Raw genomic sequence first — 17,156 nt, forward strand, 5'->3', positions numbered from 1 at the left:
ATGCTAAAATTATTTAACTTTCTATTTTTAAGGGATAGCAAATGAATTTGAAAATTTTTTCTATTATTGTTGGCATATTAATTGCTGTTATTGTGATATTAGGTGGAACATATTATTATCTTTTTGAATATTCAAAACCAAAGAATTACACCTTAAATACCAACACTTACACCGAACAAAAATCATATACCAATAACTACGATAATTCCTATTCACCCTCGATCCAAACCAACAATAGTTCATCAGATATAAATATTAATAACAATACCATCCAAAAGCAAGAAACAAACCTATTAGATGAAAATCAAAGCTTAAATAACAATACATTTAATACATCAATAAGCGAAAACAATCAAAGCTTAAATAATAACACCAATACAAGTAATAATATTAATACAAATGAAAATAAGCAAATTTTAGATACGGATAAAGAAAAATTAAAACAAGAAAATAAACAAGCCAAAATAGAAGCTCTTAAAAAAGAAATCAGCAAACAACAAAAGATCTTAGAAAGAGAAAGAGCTGTAAAAAAAGAACTTCAATCAAACAAATCAAACAAAAATAAATATCTAAATACCGCTAGAGAGTATCTAAGCATAGGAAAAAACAGTCGTTTAGAACCTGAGCTTAGCACAGAAAATATGAAAGTTTACATTTTAGATGGAAAATTTTTAAGCCAATACAGAATCAATCTGTTAAAAGATATGCTAAGCGTTATACAAGATAATGCAAAAGATTATTATCTAAGTATTTTTGTTAAAATGCTACCAAAAGGGGAAATGAAATTAACTATCTATAACAAAGAAATTATCTTTTCAGATATGAAAAAAGCTTATAAATATATTAGTTTAGATAGATTAAGCCCATATTTAAACAATCCAAAAGAATTAAATGAACATGTAGCACGTGAAGAAATTTTAGAAAGACTTAAACTTCAAATTAAAAAAGACGGCAAAGGAAGTGATTTTTCTAAACATATCAAAAGTTTGAAAACTGGACTTAATACAGCACAATATTTCTTCCCGTTTTGTGAAATTATAGAAATTAGCTCTATTAAATAAGCTAAAACAATAAAGGCAAATAATGTATGATAAAAATTTAGAAAAAGAGTATTATCAAATTTGCGAAGAACGCGGATATTTTGAAATCGATGGCAATAAAACCATACAAGAAAAAGATAAAAATTTCTGCATTATGATGCCTCCTCCTAATGTCACTGGAGTTTTACACATAGGACATGCTTTAACTTTTACTCTACAAGATATTATGACGCGTTATAAAAGAATGGATGGCTATAAGGTTCTTTATCAACCAGGGCTTGATCACGCAGGTATTGCCACTCAAAATGTTGTAGAAAAACAACTCCTTGCTCAAGGCATTAAAAAAGAAGAACTAGGTAGAGAGGAATTTATAGAAAAAGTCTGGGAGTGGAAAGAGCAAAGCGGTGGAAAAATTTTAGACCAAATGAGAACACTAGGCATCACTCCTGCATGGAGTCGCTTGCGTTTTACTATGGATGAAGGTTTGGTTAATGCCGTAAAAAAAGCCTTTGTAGAACTTTATGATAAAAGACTTATTGTACGTGGAAACTACATGATAAATTGGTGTACTCATGATGGCGCTTTAAGTGATATAGAAGTTGAATACAAAGAAAACAAAGGAAAACTTTATCATATTAAATACTTTTTAAAAGATAGCGATGAATTTTTAGTAGTAGCCACAACGCGTCCTGAAACTTTTTTTGGCGATACTGCAGTTATGGTGCATCCTGATGATGAACGCTATGCTAAATTTGTGGACAAAGAAGTGATTTTGCCTATAAGCAAAAAAGCCATTAAAATCATAGCCGATGAACATGTAGAAAAAGAATTTGGAACAGGAGTTGTAAAAGTTACTCCCGCTCATGACATGAACGATTATGAAGTAGGACTTAGACATAATTTAGATTTTATAAGTGTTTTTGATGAAAAAGGAATTTTAAACGAGCATTGTTTAGAGTTTCAAGGTTTAGAACGCTTAGAAGCAAGAGAAAAAATCGTAGCCAAACTTGAAAGTCTTGGTTTTATAGAAAAAATAGAAGAGTATAACAATCAAATAGGATATTGTTATCGTTGCAACAATATAGTTGAACCTTATATCTCCAAACAATGGTTTGTAAAAAAAGAAATCGCCCAAGAAAGTATAGAAAAAGTTGCGCTTGGAGAAAGTAAATTTTACCCAAATCACTGGATAAATAGCTTTAATGCTTGGATGAAAGATTTAAGAGATTGGTGTATTTCAAGACAACTTTGGTGGGGGCATCAAATTCCTGTGTATTATTGCGAATGCTCTCATGAATGGGCAAGCCAACATACGCCTAAAACTTGTCCAAAATGTCAAAGTCAAAATTTCAAACAAGATGAAGATGTGCTTGATACTTGGTTTTCTTCAGGACTTTGGGCTATGAGTACTCTAGGCTGGGGAAATGAAAATTGGGGTAAAGATAAAATTTGGTCTGAAAAGGATTTAAAAGATTTTTATCCCAATTCTTTACTCATTACAGGTTTTGATATTTTATTTTTCTGGGTGGCTAGAATGATGTTTCAAAGCACCAATGTCTTACATCAACTTCCTTTTAAAGATATTTATTTACATGCTCTTGTGAAAGATGAGCAAGGTAGAAAAATGAGTAAAAGCCTTGGAAATGTTATCGACCCAAATGAAAGCATTAAAGAATATAGTGCTGATATTTTACGCTTTACTTTAGCACTTCTTGCTATACAAGGACGCGATATTAAACTTAGCAATGATAAACTTTTACAAGTTAGAAATTTTACAAATAAAATTTATAATGCTAAAAATTATCTGCTTTTAAATGAAAGTAAATTTGAAGATTTGGAAAATATCACACTTCATTCAGAATTAGCAAAATATATTTATGCCAAATTTCAAACTTGTGTTAAGGATGTAAGAGAAAATTTAGACAATTATCGCTTTAATGATGCGGCTAATACTCTATATAAATTCTTTTGGGATGATTTTTGCGATTGGGGTATAGAGCTTAGCAAAGCCGAAAAATCAAGCGTTAAAGAACTTGGTAGTATTTTCAAAGAAGCTTTAAAACTTTTAAATCCTTTCATGCCTTTTATCAGCGAGTATTTATACCACAAACTAAGCGATACAGAACTTAAAACAAGCCCTTCTATTATGATAAGCAAATATCCAAAATTTAAAGAACAAGATAAAAATATAGAAAAAATCTTTTCTTTGCTCATAGAAAGCATAGTTAGTATCCGCCGTGCTAAAAGTTTAATCGATCTTGGAAATTCTAAAATAGAAAAAGCTTATATCAAATTTAACGATAAAAAAATCAAAGATGAAATCAAAGCTTATATGAATTTTATCATAATGCTCGCAAAGTGCGAGCAAATAGAATTTAGTGAAGAAAAATTACCAAAGGCAATATGTGATGTTAGCGAGAATTTAGAAATTTTTATTACGCTTGAAAATGTTGATTTAAGTGGTATTTTAACAAGACTTGAAAATCAAAAAAATAAGCTTGAAAAAGAAAGTTTCAAGCTTAACTCCATGCTTTCAAATGAAAAATTCATCGCTAACGCACCTAAAGAGGTGGTGGAGCAAAATAAAGAAGCTCTAGAAAATTTAAAAATTCAACTTGAAAAAATATCAGTTGAACTTCAAAATCTAAGAGGTTAAAAATTTGATAAAAATAAAAAATTTAAAAAAATATTATGGCAAGGAACTCGTGATAAACGATGTTTCTTTGGAGATTAAAAAGGGTGAAATTTACGCCATAGTAGGTCATAGTGGAGCTGGAAAATCCACTCTTTTAAGATGTATTAATGGACTTGAGAATTATCAAGAAGGAAGTTTAAAAGTCTTTGATCAAGAAATTAAAGATTTAAGTCAAAAAAAATCAAAAGAGTTAAGAATGCTTAGAAAAGATATAGGGATGATTTTTCAAAATTTTGCCCTAATGGAGCGCAAAAATGTATTTGAAAATGTTGCTATGCCTTTAAGAACACACTATACTCAGTGTAAATTTCATGCCAAGCTTTTTAATAAAGAATACATGAGCGAAAAAGAAATTGCCCAAAAAGTCAATTCCTTACTTGAAATCGTAGGGCTTGATCATAAAAACAAATCCTACCCAAGAGAACTGAGCGGAGGGCAAAAACAACGTGTTGCTATTGCTAGAGCCTTAGCTTTAAACCCAAAAATTTTACTTAGTGACGAAGCTACTTCGGCTCTTGATCCAAACACTACAAAAAATATTTTAGAGCTTATATCTAAAATCAATGCTGAATTTGGGATTACTGTTGTTTTAGTAACTCACGAAATGGATGTGGTAAAAGACATAGCTCAAAAAGCTTTATTACTTGAACATGGACAAATCATAGGAAGTGGAGCAATTGATGAGCTTTTTTTAAGGCCTAATGCCAAAATGAAAGAATTTTTAGGAGAAAGCGACTTCTTGCCTGAGCACGGACTTAATATCAAACTTTACTTTCCAAAAGAAGTTGCCCAAAATAGCGTCATCACTCATATGGCAAGAACTCTAAATATAGACTTTAACATAGTTTGGGGTAAAATAGAAAAACTGAATGGAAAAGCCTTGGGAAATTTAGTTATAAATATAAATGAAAAGGATAAAGACAAGGTTCTTGATTACATAGAAAAAAGTGGAGTATTATGGGAGGTGGCATCATGAATGAAGAAAACATCTCTATTGTCAGTGCTTTTTTTAGTAGAATTTCTCAATTTTTTAATGAATTTTCTTGGCAGGATATTAAAGAAGTGAGTTTAAGTTCTATCACGAGTTTCAATGAAAATTATGAAAACATTTTAAAACCTGCACTTAATGAAACAATTTATATGAGTTTAATGGCTGTACTATTTGGATTTTTATTGGCTATCATTCCTGGAATTTTACTTGCTATTTGGGATAAAAATGGAATTAAAGAAAATAAAATCGCTTATAGTATTTTAGATTTTATTACCAATATATTACGCGCCTTTCCATTTTTAATTCTTATAGTTGTTCTTTTACCACTTTCTAAAATCATAGTAGGCACAAGCATAGGTACAAATGCTGCCATAGTTCCTTTAGCTATCGGAATAGCTCCTTATTTGGCAAAGATGCTTGAAAGCGCTTTTAAAGAAATAGACAAAGGAATTATAGAAGCAGCAAAAAGTTATGGTGCTAGCAATATTCAAATTATCTTCAAGGTTATCTTTAGTGAAGCCCTTCCTGCTATAATTAGCGGAATTACCCTAACTTTGATCTTTACCATTGGTTTTTCTGCTCTTGCTGGAACTGTCGGTGGTGGAGGATTAGGAGATGTAGCTATTCGCTATGGTTATGAAAGATTTAACAAAGAAGTTATGATTCAAACTGTAGTTATTTTACTTATATTAGTTCAATTAGTTCAAATTCTAGGTAATTTATTTTATACTTGGGCTAAAAATAGTAAAACTACATATATCATTGCCACTCTATTGATTTTACTTGGAGTTAGTATAGTTATCAATATAAACAATGATGAAAATTTCTTTTGGCAAGTAATTGTTTTTATCTTATTTTTAGGAAGTTTGCTTTATAAAGGTTTCAAAAAATAAGGAGATTATATCTCCTTTTAAGATAAATATAAGTTTTTTTAAGTAAAATTTAAAAAAAATTAAAGGAATTAAAATGATGTATCAGATGCGTTAATCTGACTATCAACAAGTTTTTATATGCTTCTTCCTGATAGTCAGAGTGAATTTATTAAGATTAAAGCAAGCACAAAATGACTAAAAAGGAAAAAAATGAAAATCAAATCTTTATTTATAGCAAGTATTTTAACATTAAGTCTTAATGCAAATGCATTAGAAACCATCACAGTTGCAGCAACTCCCGTCCCTCATGCTGAAATCCTAGAACAAGTAAAACCTGATTTAGAAAAACAAGGCTATAAACTTGAAATCAAAGAATTTACGGATTATGTTTTGCCTAATCTAGCTGTTGATAACGGAGAAGCCGATGCAAATTTTTTCCAACATACTCCTTATTTGGAAGAATTTAATAAAAACAAAGGCACCAAACTTATCAAAGTAGCTGCCATACACATAGAACCTATGGCTGTTTACTCCAAAAAATACAAAAGTCTAGATGATATTAAAGAAGGGGTTAAAATCGCCATTCCAAATGATCCAACCAATGAAAGTAGAGCTTTAGATATTATTGCAAAAAAAGGTTTGGTAAAATTTAAAGATAAGGCTTTAAAAACACCTCTTGATTTTATAGACAATCCTAAAAAAATTAAATTTGTAGAATTAAAGCCCGCACAACTTCCAAGAGCTTTGAATGATGTTGATTTTGCTGTAATTAATTCCAACTACGCTCTCTCTGCAAATCTAAATCCTGCAAAAGATAGCGTATTTATCGAAGATAAAGAAAGCCCGTATGCAAACATTCTTGTTGTAAGAGTGGGACATGAAAACGATCCAAAAATCAAAGCCTTAATCCAAGCTCTACAAAGTGATAAAATCAAACAATTTATCATAGAAAAATACAACGGATCTGTTTTACCTGCTTTTTAATTTTGTCCCTTACCTAGGGACTTTTTTCTTAAGTACAAAGGAGTTTTTATGAATTTATTTAAAATTATTATACTCGCTTGCATTCTAAATTTATCTAGCCTATTTGCACAAAACATTACTATAGGAGCCACTCCAAATCCTTTTGGTAGCTTACTAGAACTAATGAAAGATGATTTTAAAAACAAAGGGTATGAGCTTAAAATAGTAGAATTTTCAGACTATATTTTGCCCAATCGTGCATTAGAGGAAAAAGAACTTGATGCAAATTTATATCAACACAAACCTTTTTTAGAAGAATACAACCTAAAAAAAGGTTCAAATTTAATTGCAACAACGCCTGTACTTATAGCTCCAGTAGGAGTTTATAGTAAAAAAATCAAAAATTTAGAAAATCTTAAAGAAGGTGCTAGAGTTGCTATACCTAATGATGCGACCAATGAAAGCAGAGCTTTAGAGCTTTTAGAGAAAGCAAAATTAATAGAGCTTAACAAAAATACTCTAAAAACCCCATTGGACATAAACAAAAATCCAAAAAAACTTAAATTTATAGAACTTAAAGCCGCACAACTTCCAAGAGCTTTAGATGATGTTGATATTGCTATAATTAATTCTAATTTCGCACTTGGAGCTGGTCTTAATCCAAGTAAAGATACTATTTTTAGGGAAGATAAAAATAGCCCTTATGTAAATTATGTTGTGGTACGCTCAGAAGGTAAAAATAGCGAAAAAACCAAAGTAATTGATGAAATTTTAAGAAGCGATAAATTTAAAGCCATCATTAATGAACATTATAAAGATATATTAATCCCAGCTTTTTAGGAGTATAATATGAATATTAAAAAAATATTTTTAAGTGTTTTATTTACAATTAGCCTTAGTTTTGGGGCAGATAAAACCATAATCATAGGTGCAACACCAACGCCTTATGCTGAAATTTTAAATTTCTCTAAACCCTTATTTCAAGAAAAAGGTTGGAAGTTAATAGTTAAGGAATTTAATGACTATAATATACCTAACATCGCTTTAAATGAAAAAGATTTAGATGCAAATTTATATCAGCATAAACCTTTTTTAGATGATTTTAATACCCACAAAGGAACAAAATTAAGTTCTTTAGGTGCTATTGTTTTAGTTCCTATGGCTATATATTCTAACTCCATAAAAGATATAAAAGACATTCCTAATGGTGCTAAAATCGCTATACCTAATGATGCTACCAATGAAAGCAGAGCTCTTGATTTACTAGCTAAAGCAAATTTAATAGAGTTTAAAAGTCAAAGCACCCTTAAAACCCCTATTGACATAAGTAAAAATCCAAAAAAACTTAAATTTATAGAGCTTAAAGCCGCACAACTTCCAAGAGCCCTAAATGATACTGATTTGGCTATTGTTACCACAAACTATGCTCTTGGAGCAGGCTTAAACCCTTTAAAAGATGGTATTTTTATGGAAGATAAAGATAGTTTATATGCTATTGTTTTAGCTACAAGAAAAGGTGAAGAAACAAGTCAAAAAAGTCTTGTTATTAAAGAAATTTTAACAAGCGATAAAATTAAAAATTTTATCATAGAAAAATACAAAGGCTCTGTTATCCCTACTTTTTAACTCTATACAAAGCCTTCTAAAGGCTTTGTTAAACTTATAAAAGCTAAAATACTATTTATTGCATTATAATTCTTAGGATAAAAATGAAAATTATTTTTTTAACTTTTTTTATTGTGATAAATTATATCCAAGCAGCTAGTTTAGAAGAAATCAAAACAGCACTAGCTAAAGAATTTAGAAATAATTTTCCTAAAATTATAATTTCTCAAATTGATTTAAAAATAACATCATTGCCTAAAGATTTTGATCAATATGAATTTCTAAGAATCGCTAATGGGCGTTTTAATCAAGCACAAGGCTTTTTAAGGGCTGAATTTAAAACTCCGCAAAATATACAAAAAAATGTATTTTTTAGATATTTCATTCAAGCAAATTTAGAAGTTTTAAAAAGCGAACGCGCTATAAAAAGAGGAGATAAACTTGGAGCTTTTGACTATAAAAGCGTATTGATTGATTTTGATAAAGTTCCTTTAAATGCCTTAACCTTAGATGATGTAGATAATCTTGTAGCTAAAAGCAATATTAACAAAAACGCCATTTTAAGAGCAAATATGTTTAAAACCACAGCTTTAATACGCCGAAATGATCCTATAATCGGGGTTTTAAGCGAAGCAAATGTTGATGTTTTAATCGAACTTGTGGCTTTGCAAAGTGCAAATATGGGCGAAAGGATTCGTGCAAAAAACAAAGAAGGTAAAGTTATGCAAGGTATCGTAGTGGGTAAAAATAGGATGATTATACAATGAAAGTTTTATTGGGAATTTCTGGTTCAAGCAGTGTCAATTTAGGCTTAAAATTATTAAAAAATTTAGAAAATCAATGCGAACTTTATTGTATTTTAACCCAAGGTGCAAAACTTAACTTCAAAACTGAAAATCAAGCAAATTTAGAAGAAATTTGTCAAGAAAATTTTAAATACACTCATTTTTTAGATGATAAAAATTTAAGTCTAAGTGTAGCAAGTGGATCTTTTGGAATAGAAAAAACCATCATTGCTCCTTGTTCAATTTCAAGTTTAGCAAAAATTCACGCTGGTTTTGCAGACACTCTTTTAATGCGTGCTGCAGCAGTAGCCCTAAAAGAAAGAAAAAAACTCATCTTAGGGGTACGTGAAATGCCTTTTTCTACTTTAAATTTAGAACATATGTTAAAACTTAGCCAAATGGGAGTTATCATCGCCCCTCCTATTATCGCAAGCTATTCTAAAGCAAACAATCTAGAGCAAATGGAAAATTTTATCGCAGGTAAATGGTTAGATCTTTTAGAAATAAAACACAATTTATATGAAAAATGGCAAAATTTTTAGTTTAAATTTGTTATATTTTTAAAAAAAATTGGAGCAAAAATGACTTGTTTATATCCTGGGACTTTTGATCCTATTACCAACGGGCATTTAGATGTTATAAAACGGGCTTTAAAAATTTTTGATGAAGTCATCGTTGCCATAGCAAAAAGTGAACATAAAAAACCTTGCTATGATTTAGAAAAACGCAAAGAACTAGCCCTGCTCGCAACACAAAATTTAAAAAATGTTAAAATCATTGCTTTTGATAATTTACTTGTAGATTTAGCCAAAGAATTAAAAGTTAATACTATAATCCGTGGACTTAGAGCAGTGAGTGATTTTGAATACGAATTGCAAATTGGCTATGCAAATCACGCACTTTGGGAAGATATGGAAACCATTTATCTTATGCCAAGTCTAAAACATGCTTTTATTTCAAGTTCTATTGTGCGTTCTATAGTAGCACATGGGGGTGATGTAAGTTCTCTTGTTCCAAAAGAAATTCTACCTTTTTTAAAGGATCAATCTTGTATGTAGTTTTTGAAGGTATTGACTGCGTAGGAAAAAGTACGCAAATTTCACTTTTAAAAGAAATTTATAAAGACGCCATTTTCACACTCGAACCTGGCGGAACAGAACTTGGAAAACATTTAAGAGAAATTTTACTTAATAAAACTCATCCTATTAACAAAAGAGCTGAACTCTTGCTTTTTTTAGCTGATCGTGCTCAACATTTTGAAGAAATCTTAAAAACCAATCAAAACAAACTCATTATTAGCGATAGAAGTTTTATTTCAGGCATGGCTTATGCCAAAGATTTTGAAAACGATTTGCTTTTTGCTTTAAATAGTTTTGCTTTAGAAAATTTTTTTCCACAAAAAATTATCTTTTTAAAAGGAGATGCAAACCTTATCCAAGAACGCCTCAGTCAAAAAGAACTAGATAGTATAGAAAAACGTGGCATTGAGTATTTTTTAAGCGTGCAAGATAAACTCGAAAAAGTGCTTCATTTTTTAAAAGAAAAAATTTCTGTAGAAATTTTAACACTTGACGCAAAAGAAAGTAAAGAAAAATTACACCAACAAATAAAGGAATTTTTACAATGATTAACGCTTTAAAAGGAATGAAAGATTTATTAGATAAAGATGCATATTATTATGAAAAAGTGATTAAAATCTGCGAAGAAGTAGCTAAAAACTATGGCTTTACTTTTATCAATACACCGCATTTAGAACTTTGCACCCTTTTTAAAAGAAGCGTAGGAGAAAGTTCTGATATAGTAGGTAAAGAAATGTATGAATTTATCGATAAAGGCGAAAATCATGTTTGCATGCGTCCTGAAGGAACTGCTGGGGTGGTGCGTGCCTATATAGAAAAAAAACTCGATAAAAACACTAGTGTGAAAAGATGGTTTTATTATGGTTCTATGTTTCGTTATGAAAGACCTCAAAAGGGTCGCTTAAGAGAATTTCATCAATTTGGAGTTGAAAGCCTTGGCATACCTAATGTTTATGAAGATGCAAGCATTATTTTAATGCTAGTAGAAATTTTCTCACGCCTTGGTATTGATTTTAAACTTCAACTCAATTCTTTAGGCTGCTCACAATGCTTGCCAAAATACCGCGATAGGCTCGTTGAATTCTTAGATTCCAAAGAAGGTTTTTGTGAAGATTGTTTGCGTAGAAAAAATTTAAATCCTATTCGTGTCTTAGATTGTAAAAATGAGCATTGTCAAAATTTGCTTGAAAATGCTCCGCTTTTGATCAATAATTTATGCACCTCTTGCCAAAAAGACTTTGAAACACTGCAACAAATTTTAAAGGATAATGGAGTTAAATTTGAGTTAGATTCAAAACTTGTGAGGGGTTTGGATTATTATTCTAAAACGGCTTTTGAATTTATAAGCGATGAAATAGGAGCAAAGGCTGCTATCGCAGGTGGAGGACGCTACGATAGACTTATAGAGTATTTAGGTGGAAAAAGTGGCTATGGTATAGGTTTTGCCATGGGTATAGAAAGAATTATAACTATTTTAGAACAAAAAGAAGAAAAGATTCAAAGAGAAGGAATTTATCTTTGTGCTATGGATGAAATTTATATCCAAAAACTTTTGCATATCGCTACAAATTTAAGAAAAGAATATAAAGTACTTTTAAGCTATGAAGCAAGAAAACTAGCCAAACATCTTGAAAACGCGGATAAAAATAATACTGAAATTTTTCTTTGCATGGGAGAAAATGAAGCACAAAATGAAAGTTTGTTTTATAAAAATTTAGCAAAAAAAGAAGAAAAAATGATTAAAATTTCAGACTTAAAGAAGGTTTTATGATGGATTATGGTATTGATATTTGGGGAAATGAAAATTTCATTATCAAAAATGGTAAAGTTTGTATCAATTACGAGAAAAAACCTGCTATTATTGATATAGTTAAAGAATTAAGAGATGATGGATACAAGGGGCCTTTACTTTTAAGATTTCCTCATCTTATCCAAAAACAAATTGAAAATATTTACGGAAATTTCAATAAAGCAAGAAAGGAATTTGGCTATAAAGGAGGATTTAACGCTGTTTATCCTTTAAAGGTCAATCAATACCCTGGTTTTGTAAAAAATCTTGTAAAACTTGGAAAAGACTATAACTATGGACTTGAAGCAGGTTCTAAGGCAGAGCTTTTACTCGCTATGGCTTATAATAACGAAGGCGCACCTATTACCGTAAATGGCTTTAAAGATAGAGAACTTATCAACATAGGCTTTATTGCAGCTGAAATGGGACATAATATCACTTTAACCATAGAAGGACTTAATGAACTTGAAGCTATCATAGACATAGCTAAAGAACGCTTTAAACCTAAACCAAATATAGGCTTACGTGTACGTTTGCATTCTGCTGGAGTTGGAATTTGGGCAAAAAGCGGTGGGATTAATTCTAAATTTGGACTTACATCCACTGAACTCATAGAAGCGGTAAATTTACTCAAAGAAAACAAACTTTTAGAACAATTTACCATGATTCACTTTCATCTAGGCTCACAAATTACCGAAATTCACCCCTTGAAAAAAGCCTTAAATGAAGCAGGAAATATCTATACAGAACTTAGAAAAATGGGAGCTAAAAATCTAAAAGCTATTAATCTTGGTGGCGGTTTAGCTGTGGAATACTCACAATTTAAAAATGAAAAAAGTAGAAATTACACCCTAAGAGAATACGCTAACGATGTAGTTTTTATCCTAAAAAACATAGCCGAACAAAAAAAAGATTTAGAGCCTGATATTTTCATAGAAAGTGGACGTTTTGTAGCAGCTAATCACGCTGTTTTAATCGCTCCTGTATTAGAACTTTTTTCTCAAGAATACGCAGAAAACAAACTCATACTTAAAAAACAAAATCCAAAACTTATCGATGAGCTTTATGATCTTTATAAAAGTATAAAACCTTCCAATGCTTTAGAATACTTGCACGATAGCATAGATCATTTAGAGAGTATTTTAACTCTTTTTGATTTGGGCTATGTGGATTTACAAGATCGTTCCAATGCTGAAATTTTAACTCATTTGATTACAAAAAAAGCCATCTTGCTTTTAGGCGATAAGCAAAATCCTGCGGATTTACTTGCCATACAAGATGAAGTGCAAGAAAGGTATTTGGTAAATTTTTCGCTCTTTCAAAGCATGCCTGATTTTTGGGGTTTAGAACAGAATTTCCCCATCATGCCACTTGATCGCTTAGATGAAGAACCGACACGAAGTGCAAGTATTTGGGATATAACCTGCGATAGCGATGGAGAAATTTCATACTCTAAAGATAAACCTTTATTTTTGCACGATGTAGATGTAGAAAAAGAAAATTATTTTCTAGGGTTTTTTCTTGTAGGTGCCTATCAAGAAGTACTTGGAATGAAACACAATCTTTTTACTCATCCTACTGAAGCTATTATAAGCATCAATGAAAAAGGCTATGAAGTCGAGGGGATTATAGAAGCGCAATCCATACTTGATACCTTAGAAGATTTAGACTATGATATACACGCTATCATGGATATACTTAATGAACGCATAAGTAATTCTAAGCTTGTAAATGATAAGCAAAAAAAGCATATTTTAGGCGAACTTTATCTTTTCTTAAATGATAATGGTTATTTAAAAAGCATAGGAGTTTAGATGAATTTTTGGGGTATTATAAAAGAAGATTTTTCTCAGCCAAAGGCACAAGATCCAGCTTTTAATTCTTGTATAGAACTTTTTTTTAATTACCCTGGAGTATGGGCTGTAGTAAATTACCGCTTTGCACATTTTTTTTACATAAGAAATTTTAAACGCATTGCTAGAATGATTAGCGGAATTTCACAATTCTTAACTGGGGTAGATTTGCACCCTGGAGCAGAACTTGGAAGGCGTATTTTTATAGATCATGCCAATGGAGTGGTTATAGGTCAAACAGCAATTATAGAAGATGATGTTTTAATTTATCAAGGCGTTACTTTAGGTGGAACAAGCCTTGAAAAAGGTACTAAACGCCATCCAACCATAAAAAAAGGAGTGATCATAGGCTCAGGCGCAAAAGTACTTGGCAATATCATCATAGGAGAAAATGCCAAAATAGGCTCAAATGCTGTAGTGGTTAAAGATGTAGGTGCAAATTTAACTGCCGTTGGAATTCCTGCTTATATTATCGAAGAGCGTAAAAATAAAAACATTAGAGCTATAGATGCAAATTGCGATGACAAACTAGAAAAGTTAGAAAAGAAAATTTTAGAACTTGAAAATCTTATATTAAAACAACCTGAATCACAAAAATAATAATTTTTTATAATACATAAAATTATATGTATTATTATGCGTATTAATTTTTCCTAAAAAATTAATACAAATTTTCACATTTATTGAAATTTATAACTCATTTTTAAATTAAATTTATTGTAAAAATGCAATTTTCTGCTAAAATTAAACAAAAATTATTAAGGATTGAAAAATGCTTACAAAAAGATCTCAAGTTTTAGAAGAATCTATCACTTTAGCTATCACTGCACTTGCCAATGAACTTAAAGCCAAAGGCGAGGATATCATTAGTTTTTCAGCGGGTGAACCTGATTTTGACACACCACAAACCATCAAAAATGCCGCTATAAGTGCTATTGAAAAAGGATGTGGAAAATACACTGCTGTTGCAGGAATTCCTGAAGTATTAAAAGCTATTCAAACCAAATTTAAAAAAGATAATAATCTTGATTATGAAACAAATGAAATCATCACCAATGTAGGTGCAAAACACTCTCTTTTTGAATGTATAGAATGCTTAGTAGAAAAAGATGATGAAGTGATTATCCCTAGTCCTTACTGGGTAAGCTATCCTGAAATGGTAAAATTTGCAGGTGGAAAACCTGTATTTATAGAAGGCTTAGAAGAAAATGGCTTTAAAATTACCGCTGAACAACTAAAAAAAGCTATCACAGCTAAAACCAAGGTTTTAATGTTAAATTCTCCTTCAAATCCTGTAGGATCGATTTATTCTAAAGAAGAATTAACTCAAATTGCTAAAGTTTTAGAAGGAACTCAAATTACCGTTTTAAGTGATGAAATGTATGAAAAACTTCGCTATGATGGTTTTGATTTTGTAGCTTTTGCAAGTGTAAGCGAAGACGCTTTAAAACGTACTGTGACTATTAACGGACTTAGCAAATGTGGAGCTATGCCAGGATGGCGTTTTGGCTATATGGCAAGCAAAAATAAAGCCCTAATTTCAGCCGTTAAAAGACTTCAAGGACAAAGCACTTCAAATATTTGCTCCATTACTCAACATGCAGCCATTCCTGCTTTAAATGGGAAATGTGATAAAGATATAGAAAAAATGCGTCAAGCCTTTGAAAAACGCCGTAACTTAGCTTTAGATATGCTTAAACAAATCCCAAATATCAGTGTTTATAAACCAGAAGGTGCTTTTTATCTTTTTGTAAATATACAAAAAATAGAAAAAGATTCTATGAAATTTTGCCAAAAATTACTTGAACAAGAAAAAGTTGCCGTTGTTCCAGGCATAGGTTTTGGCACGGATGGATACTTTAGACTTTCTTATGCCACAAGCGATGAACTCATCGAAAAAGGTTTAGAAAGAATAGCAAATTTCATTAAAAACTATAAATAATTCTAGGTTAAAGCCTAGAATTATTTAGGCAAATTAAAACCTTATAAAATCAAAATAAAATCAAGGCTTTTTAAGCACAGCATTTACCCTTTGAATACTATCTGATTTATTTAAACTCAATCTTATTATAGAATTTTCCAATCCACCTAAAGAATGCGCTACATTTGCCTCTAGGCCTATCATATCTAAAACATTTAATTCAAATTTTTCCTTTTCCACTTCAAACCAAATTTTACCGCTTAAAACTTGAACATATATAGCAAAAGGAGCTTTATGCTCTTTCATCACGCTATCTTTAGCTAATAAAATTTGAATTTCTTTACCTTTTTCATTATCAATTAAAACATTGATTTTCACTTCTTTTGGGCTAAATTCCGCTCCATTCCATTGAATGATTTTCACAAAATCTCCTTTTTTAGTTTTACAAAACTATAGCAAAAGCCAAAATATAAATTATAAACTTGTGTTAATTTATTCTTCTTTCCACCAAAAATCCTGTTTAAATTTAGCTCCTACTTCATAAGCCTCGCCCATTTTTGGTGTGATAAGGGGTAAATCTAAATTTTCATAAAGAAATTTTACCACCTCATTCCATGCATGAGTTCCTGCTAAAAATCTCCCCCAATGTATAGGCATGACAGCTTTTGCATTAAGATCTTTTGCTTCTTTTAAAATTTGCTCAGGAAAAGAGTGTGAATATGGCCAGGCGATATTAAATTGTCCGCTTTCAAGACAAGCTAAGTCAAAATCTCCAAAATACTCACCTATTTTTTTAAAATGTGTAAAATACCCTCCATCTGCGCTAAAAAACACTCTCTTATCTACACTTAAAAATTCCATCACAAAAGAAGCCCAAAGGGTTTTGTTTTTACCATCTCCCCTGCTTGAACTGTGTTGTGCAGGCGTTGCAATGATTTTTAAATCACCAAATTCTATGCCGCTCCACCAATCAAGCTCTATGATTTTTTTCTCACTCACCCCATAGCTTTTTAGATAATTTCCCACTTTTAAAGGTGTGATAAAAAATCGTGCTTTTTCTTTTAAAGCTTTGACACTCTTAACATCTAAATGATCAAAATGTGAATGCGTGATAATCACAGCAAAAATTTCATTAAAATCATTTACATTATAAACAGGAGCATTTTTAAAAGCCTTGTTAATAAAAGAAATAGGCGAAGCATGAGTGTTAAAAACAGGATCGATCAAAATTTTATATTCTTTAAAACTTATAAAAAGCGAAGAATGTCCAAGCCAAGTAATATGCGGAGTGCTAAAACCACTCAAATCAGGCTTGAAAAAAGGTAACTTAAAAGAAGGGATGGCATTTTTTGGATAAAGATAATAATACCTCAAAATTTCTTTAAAAGACACTTTAGGAGTTATAAGACTGTGCTCATTTTCATTAAGAAAAATTTCATATTTTTTACCCTGCACTTTTTTAGCTTTTGATCGTTGTGTATTGGAAATATCAAAGGTTTTAAATGATAAATTCAAATTTTTCCTTTTATGTTTATTAAGATTATATCTAAAAAGTTTTTAGAT

At 30.7% G+C, this 17,156-nt stretch carries 17 protein-coding genes; 15 read left to right on the top strand and 2 right to left on the bottom strand.

All coding sequences use genetic code 11. From position 1 onward, the window contains the following. Positions 1 to 41 precede the first annotated feature (41 nt). From AJ882_RS01080 to AJ882_RS01150, 15 genes are all read left to right on the top strand, one after another. On the top strand, positions 42 to 1,061 hold the full coding sequence (locus tag AJ882_RS01080; RefSeq protein ID WP_002867971.1) for a hypothetical protein: 1,020 nt from the start codon (positions 42 to 44) through the stop codon (positions 1,059 to 1,061). Between the two features lie 22 nt (positions 1,062 to 1,083). After that, complete coding sequence (locus AJ882_RS01085) at positions 1,084 to 3,696, top strand: valine--tRNA ligase (protein ID WP_002920212.1); 2,613 nt, start codon at positions 1,084 to 1,086, stop codon at positions 3,694 to 3,696. 4 nt (positions 3,697 to 3,700) lie between these two features. Next, positions 3,701 to 4,711, top strand: a complete 1,011-nt coding sequence (locus AJ882_RS01090; protein WP_002852619.1) for a methionine ABC transporter ATP-binding protein — start codon at positions 3,701 to 3,703, stop codon at positions 4,709 to 4,711. Beyond that, a complete protein-coding gene (locus AJ882_RS01095; RefSeq protein WP_002852518.1) occupies positions 4,708 to 5,619 on the top strand; it encodes a methionine ABC transporter permease in 912 nt (303 codons plus the stop codon). Before AJ882_RS01090 ends, AJ882_RS01095 begins: the two co-directional genes overlap by 4 nt. Before the next feature lie 189 nt (positions 5,620 to 5,808). Then, on the top strand, positions 5,809 to 6,582 hold the full coding sequence (locus AJ882_RS01100) for a MetQ/NlpA family ABC transporter substrate-binding protein (protein ID WP_011049780.1): 774 nt from the start codon (positions 5,809 to 5,811) through the stop codon (positions 6,580 to 6,582). 48 nt (positions 6,583 to 6,630) lie between these two features. Further along, positions 6,631 to 7,401 carry a MetQ/NlpA family ABC transporter substrate-binding protein gene (locus tag AJ882_RS01105; protein WP_002852483.1) on the top strand — a complete coding sequence of 257 codons (771 nt, stop codon included), beginning with the start codon at positions 6,631 to 6,633 and terminating at the stop codon, positions 7,399 to 7,401. Positions 7,402 to 7,410: 9 nt separating this feature from the next. Next, the gene (locus tag AJ882_RS01110) at positions 7,411 to 8,187 is read left to right on the top strand and encodes a MetQ/NlpA family ABC transporter substrate-binding protein (protein ID WP_070279634.1); all 777 of its coding nucleotides are present in this window, start codon (positions 7,411 to 7,413) and stop codon (positions 8,185 to 8,187) included. 83 nt (positions 8,188 to 8,270) lie between these two features. Next, entirely contained in the window at positions 8,271 to 8,933 is a 663-nt protein-coding gene (flgA, locus tag AJ882_RS01115; protein WP_002852578.1) for a flagellar basal body P-ring formation chaperone FlgA, read from the top strand. After that, positions 8,930 to 9,493 carry a UbiX family flavin prenyltransferase gene (locus tag AJ882_RS01120; protein WP_002852466.1) on the top strand — a complete coding sequence of 188 codons (564 nt, stop codon included), beginning with the start codon at positions 8,930 to 8,932 and terminating at the stop codon, positions 9,491 to 9,493. The genes flgA and AJ882_RS01120 overlap by 4 nt, the downstream gene beginning before the upstream one ends. 39 nt (positions 9,494 to 9,532) lie before the next feature. Continuing rightward, positions 9,533 to 10,009 carry a pantetheine-phosphate adenylyltransferase gene (coaD, locus tag AJ882_RS01125; RefSeq protein ID WP_002852633.1) on the top strand — a complete coding sequence of 159 codons (477 nt, stop codon included), beginning with the start codon at positions 9,533 to 9,535 and terminating at the stop codon, positions 10,007 to 10,009. Next, complete coding sequence (gene tmk / locus AJ882_RS01130; protein ID WP_002852526.1) at positions 10,000 to 10,578, top strand: dTMP kinase; 579 nt, start codon at positions 10,000 to 10,002, stop codon at positions 10,576 to 10,578. The genes coaD and tmk overlap by 10 nt, the downstream gene beginning before the upstream one ends. Continuing rightward, positions 10,575 to 11,801: a histidine--tRNA ligase gene (gene hisS / locus AJ882_RS01135; protein ID WP_002852541.1), complete on the top strand. Its 1,227-nt coding sequence runs from the start codon at positions 10,575 to 10,577 to the stop codon at positions 11,799 to 11,801. The genes tmk and hisS overlap by 4 nt, the downstream gene beginning before the upstream one ends. Continuing rightward, positions 11,798 to 13,633 (top strand): biosynthetic arginine decarboxylase, encoded by a 1,836-nt coding sequence (gene speA, locus AJ882_RS01140; protein ID WP_010891885.1) that lies wholly within the window; start codon positions 11,798 to 11,800, stop codon positions 13,631 to 13,633. Before hisS ends, speA begins: the two co-directional genes overlap by 4 nt. Then, positions 13,634 to 14,272 carry a serine O-acetyltransferase gene (gene cysE / locus AJ882_RS01145; RefSeq protein ID WP_070279636.1) on the top strand — a complete coding sequence of 213 codons (639 nt, stop codon included), beginning with the start codon at positions 13,634 to 13,636 and terminating at the stop codon, positions 14,270 to 14,272. Between the two features lie 172 nt (positions 14,273 to 14,444). Beyond that, entirely contained in the window at positions 14,445 to 15,614 is a 1,170-nt protein-coding gene (locus AJ882_RS01150) for a pyridoxal phosphate-dependent aminotransferase (protein WP_011049778.1), read from the top strand. Between the two features lie 60 nt (positions 15,615 to 15,674). Here AJ882_RS01150 and AJ882_RS01155 read toward each other — a convergent pair whose 3' ends face one another. Next, the gene (locus AJ882_RS01155; RefSeq protein WP_002860744.1) at positions 15,675 to 16,016 is read right to left on the bottom strand and encodes a cupin domain-containing protein; all 342 of its coding nucleotides are present in this window, start codon (positions 16,014 to 16,016) and stop codon (positions 15,675 to 15,677) included. Between the two features lie 69 nt (positions 16,017 to 16,085). Beyond that, positions 16,086 to 17,108, bottom strand: coding sequence for an MBL fold metallo-hydrolase (locus AJ882_RS01160; RefSeq protein ID WP_002860743.1), 1,023 nt, complete (start codon positions 17,106 to 17,108; stop codon positions 16,086 to 16,088). Positions 17,109 to 17,156 lie beyond the last annotated feature (48 nt).

The sequence above is a fragment of the Campylobacter sp. BCW_6461 genome (assembly GCF_001762735.1).
GTDB classification, from domain to species: domain Bacteria; phylum Campylobacterota; class Campylobacteria; order Campylobacterales; family Campylobacteraceae; genus Campylobacter_D; species Campylobacter_D jejuni.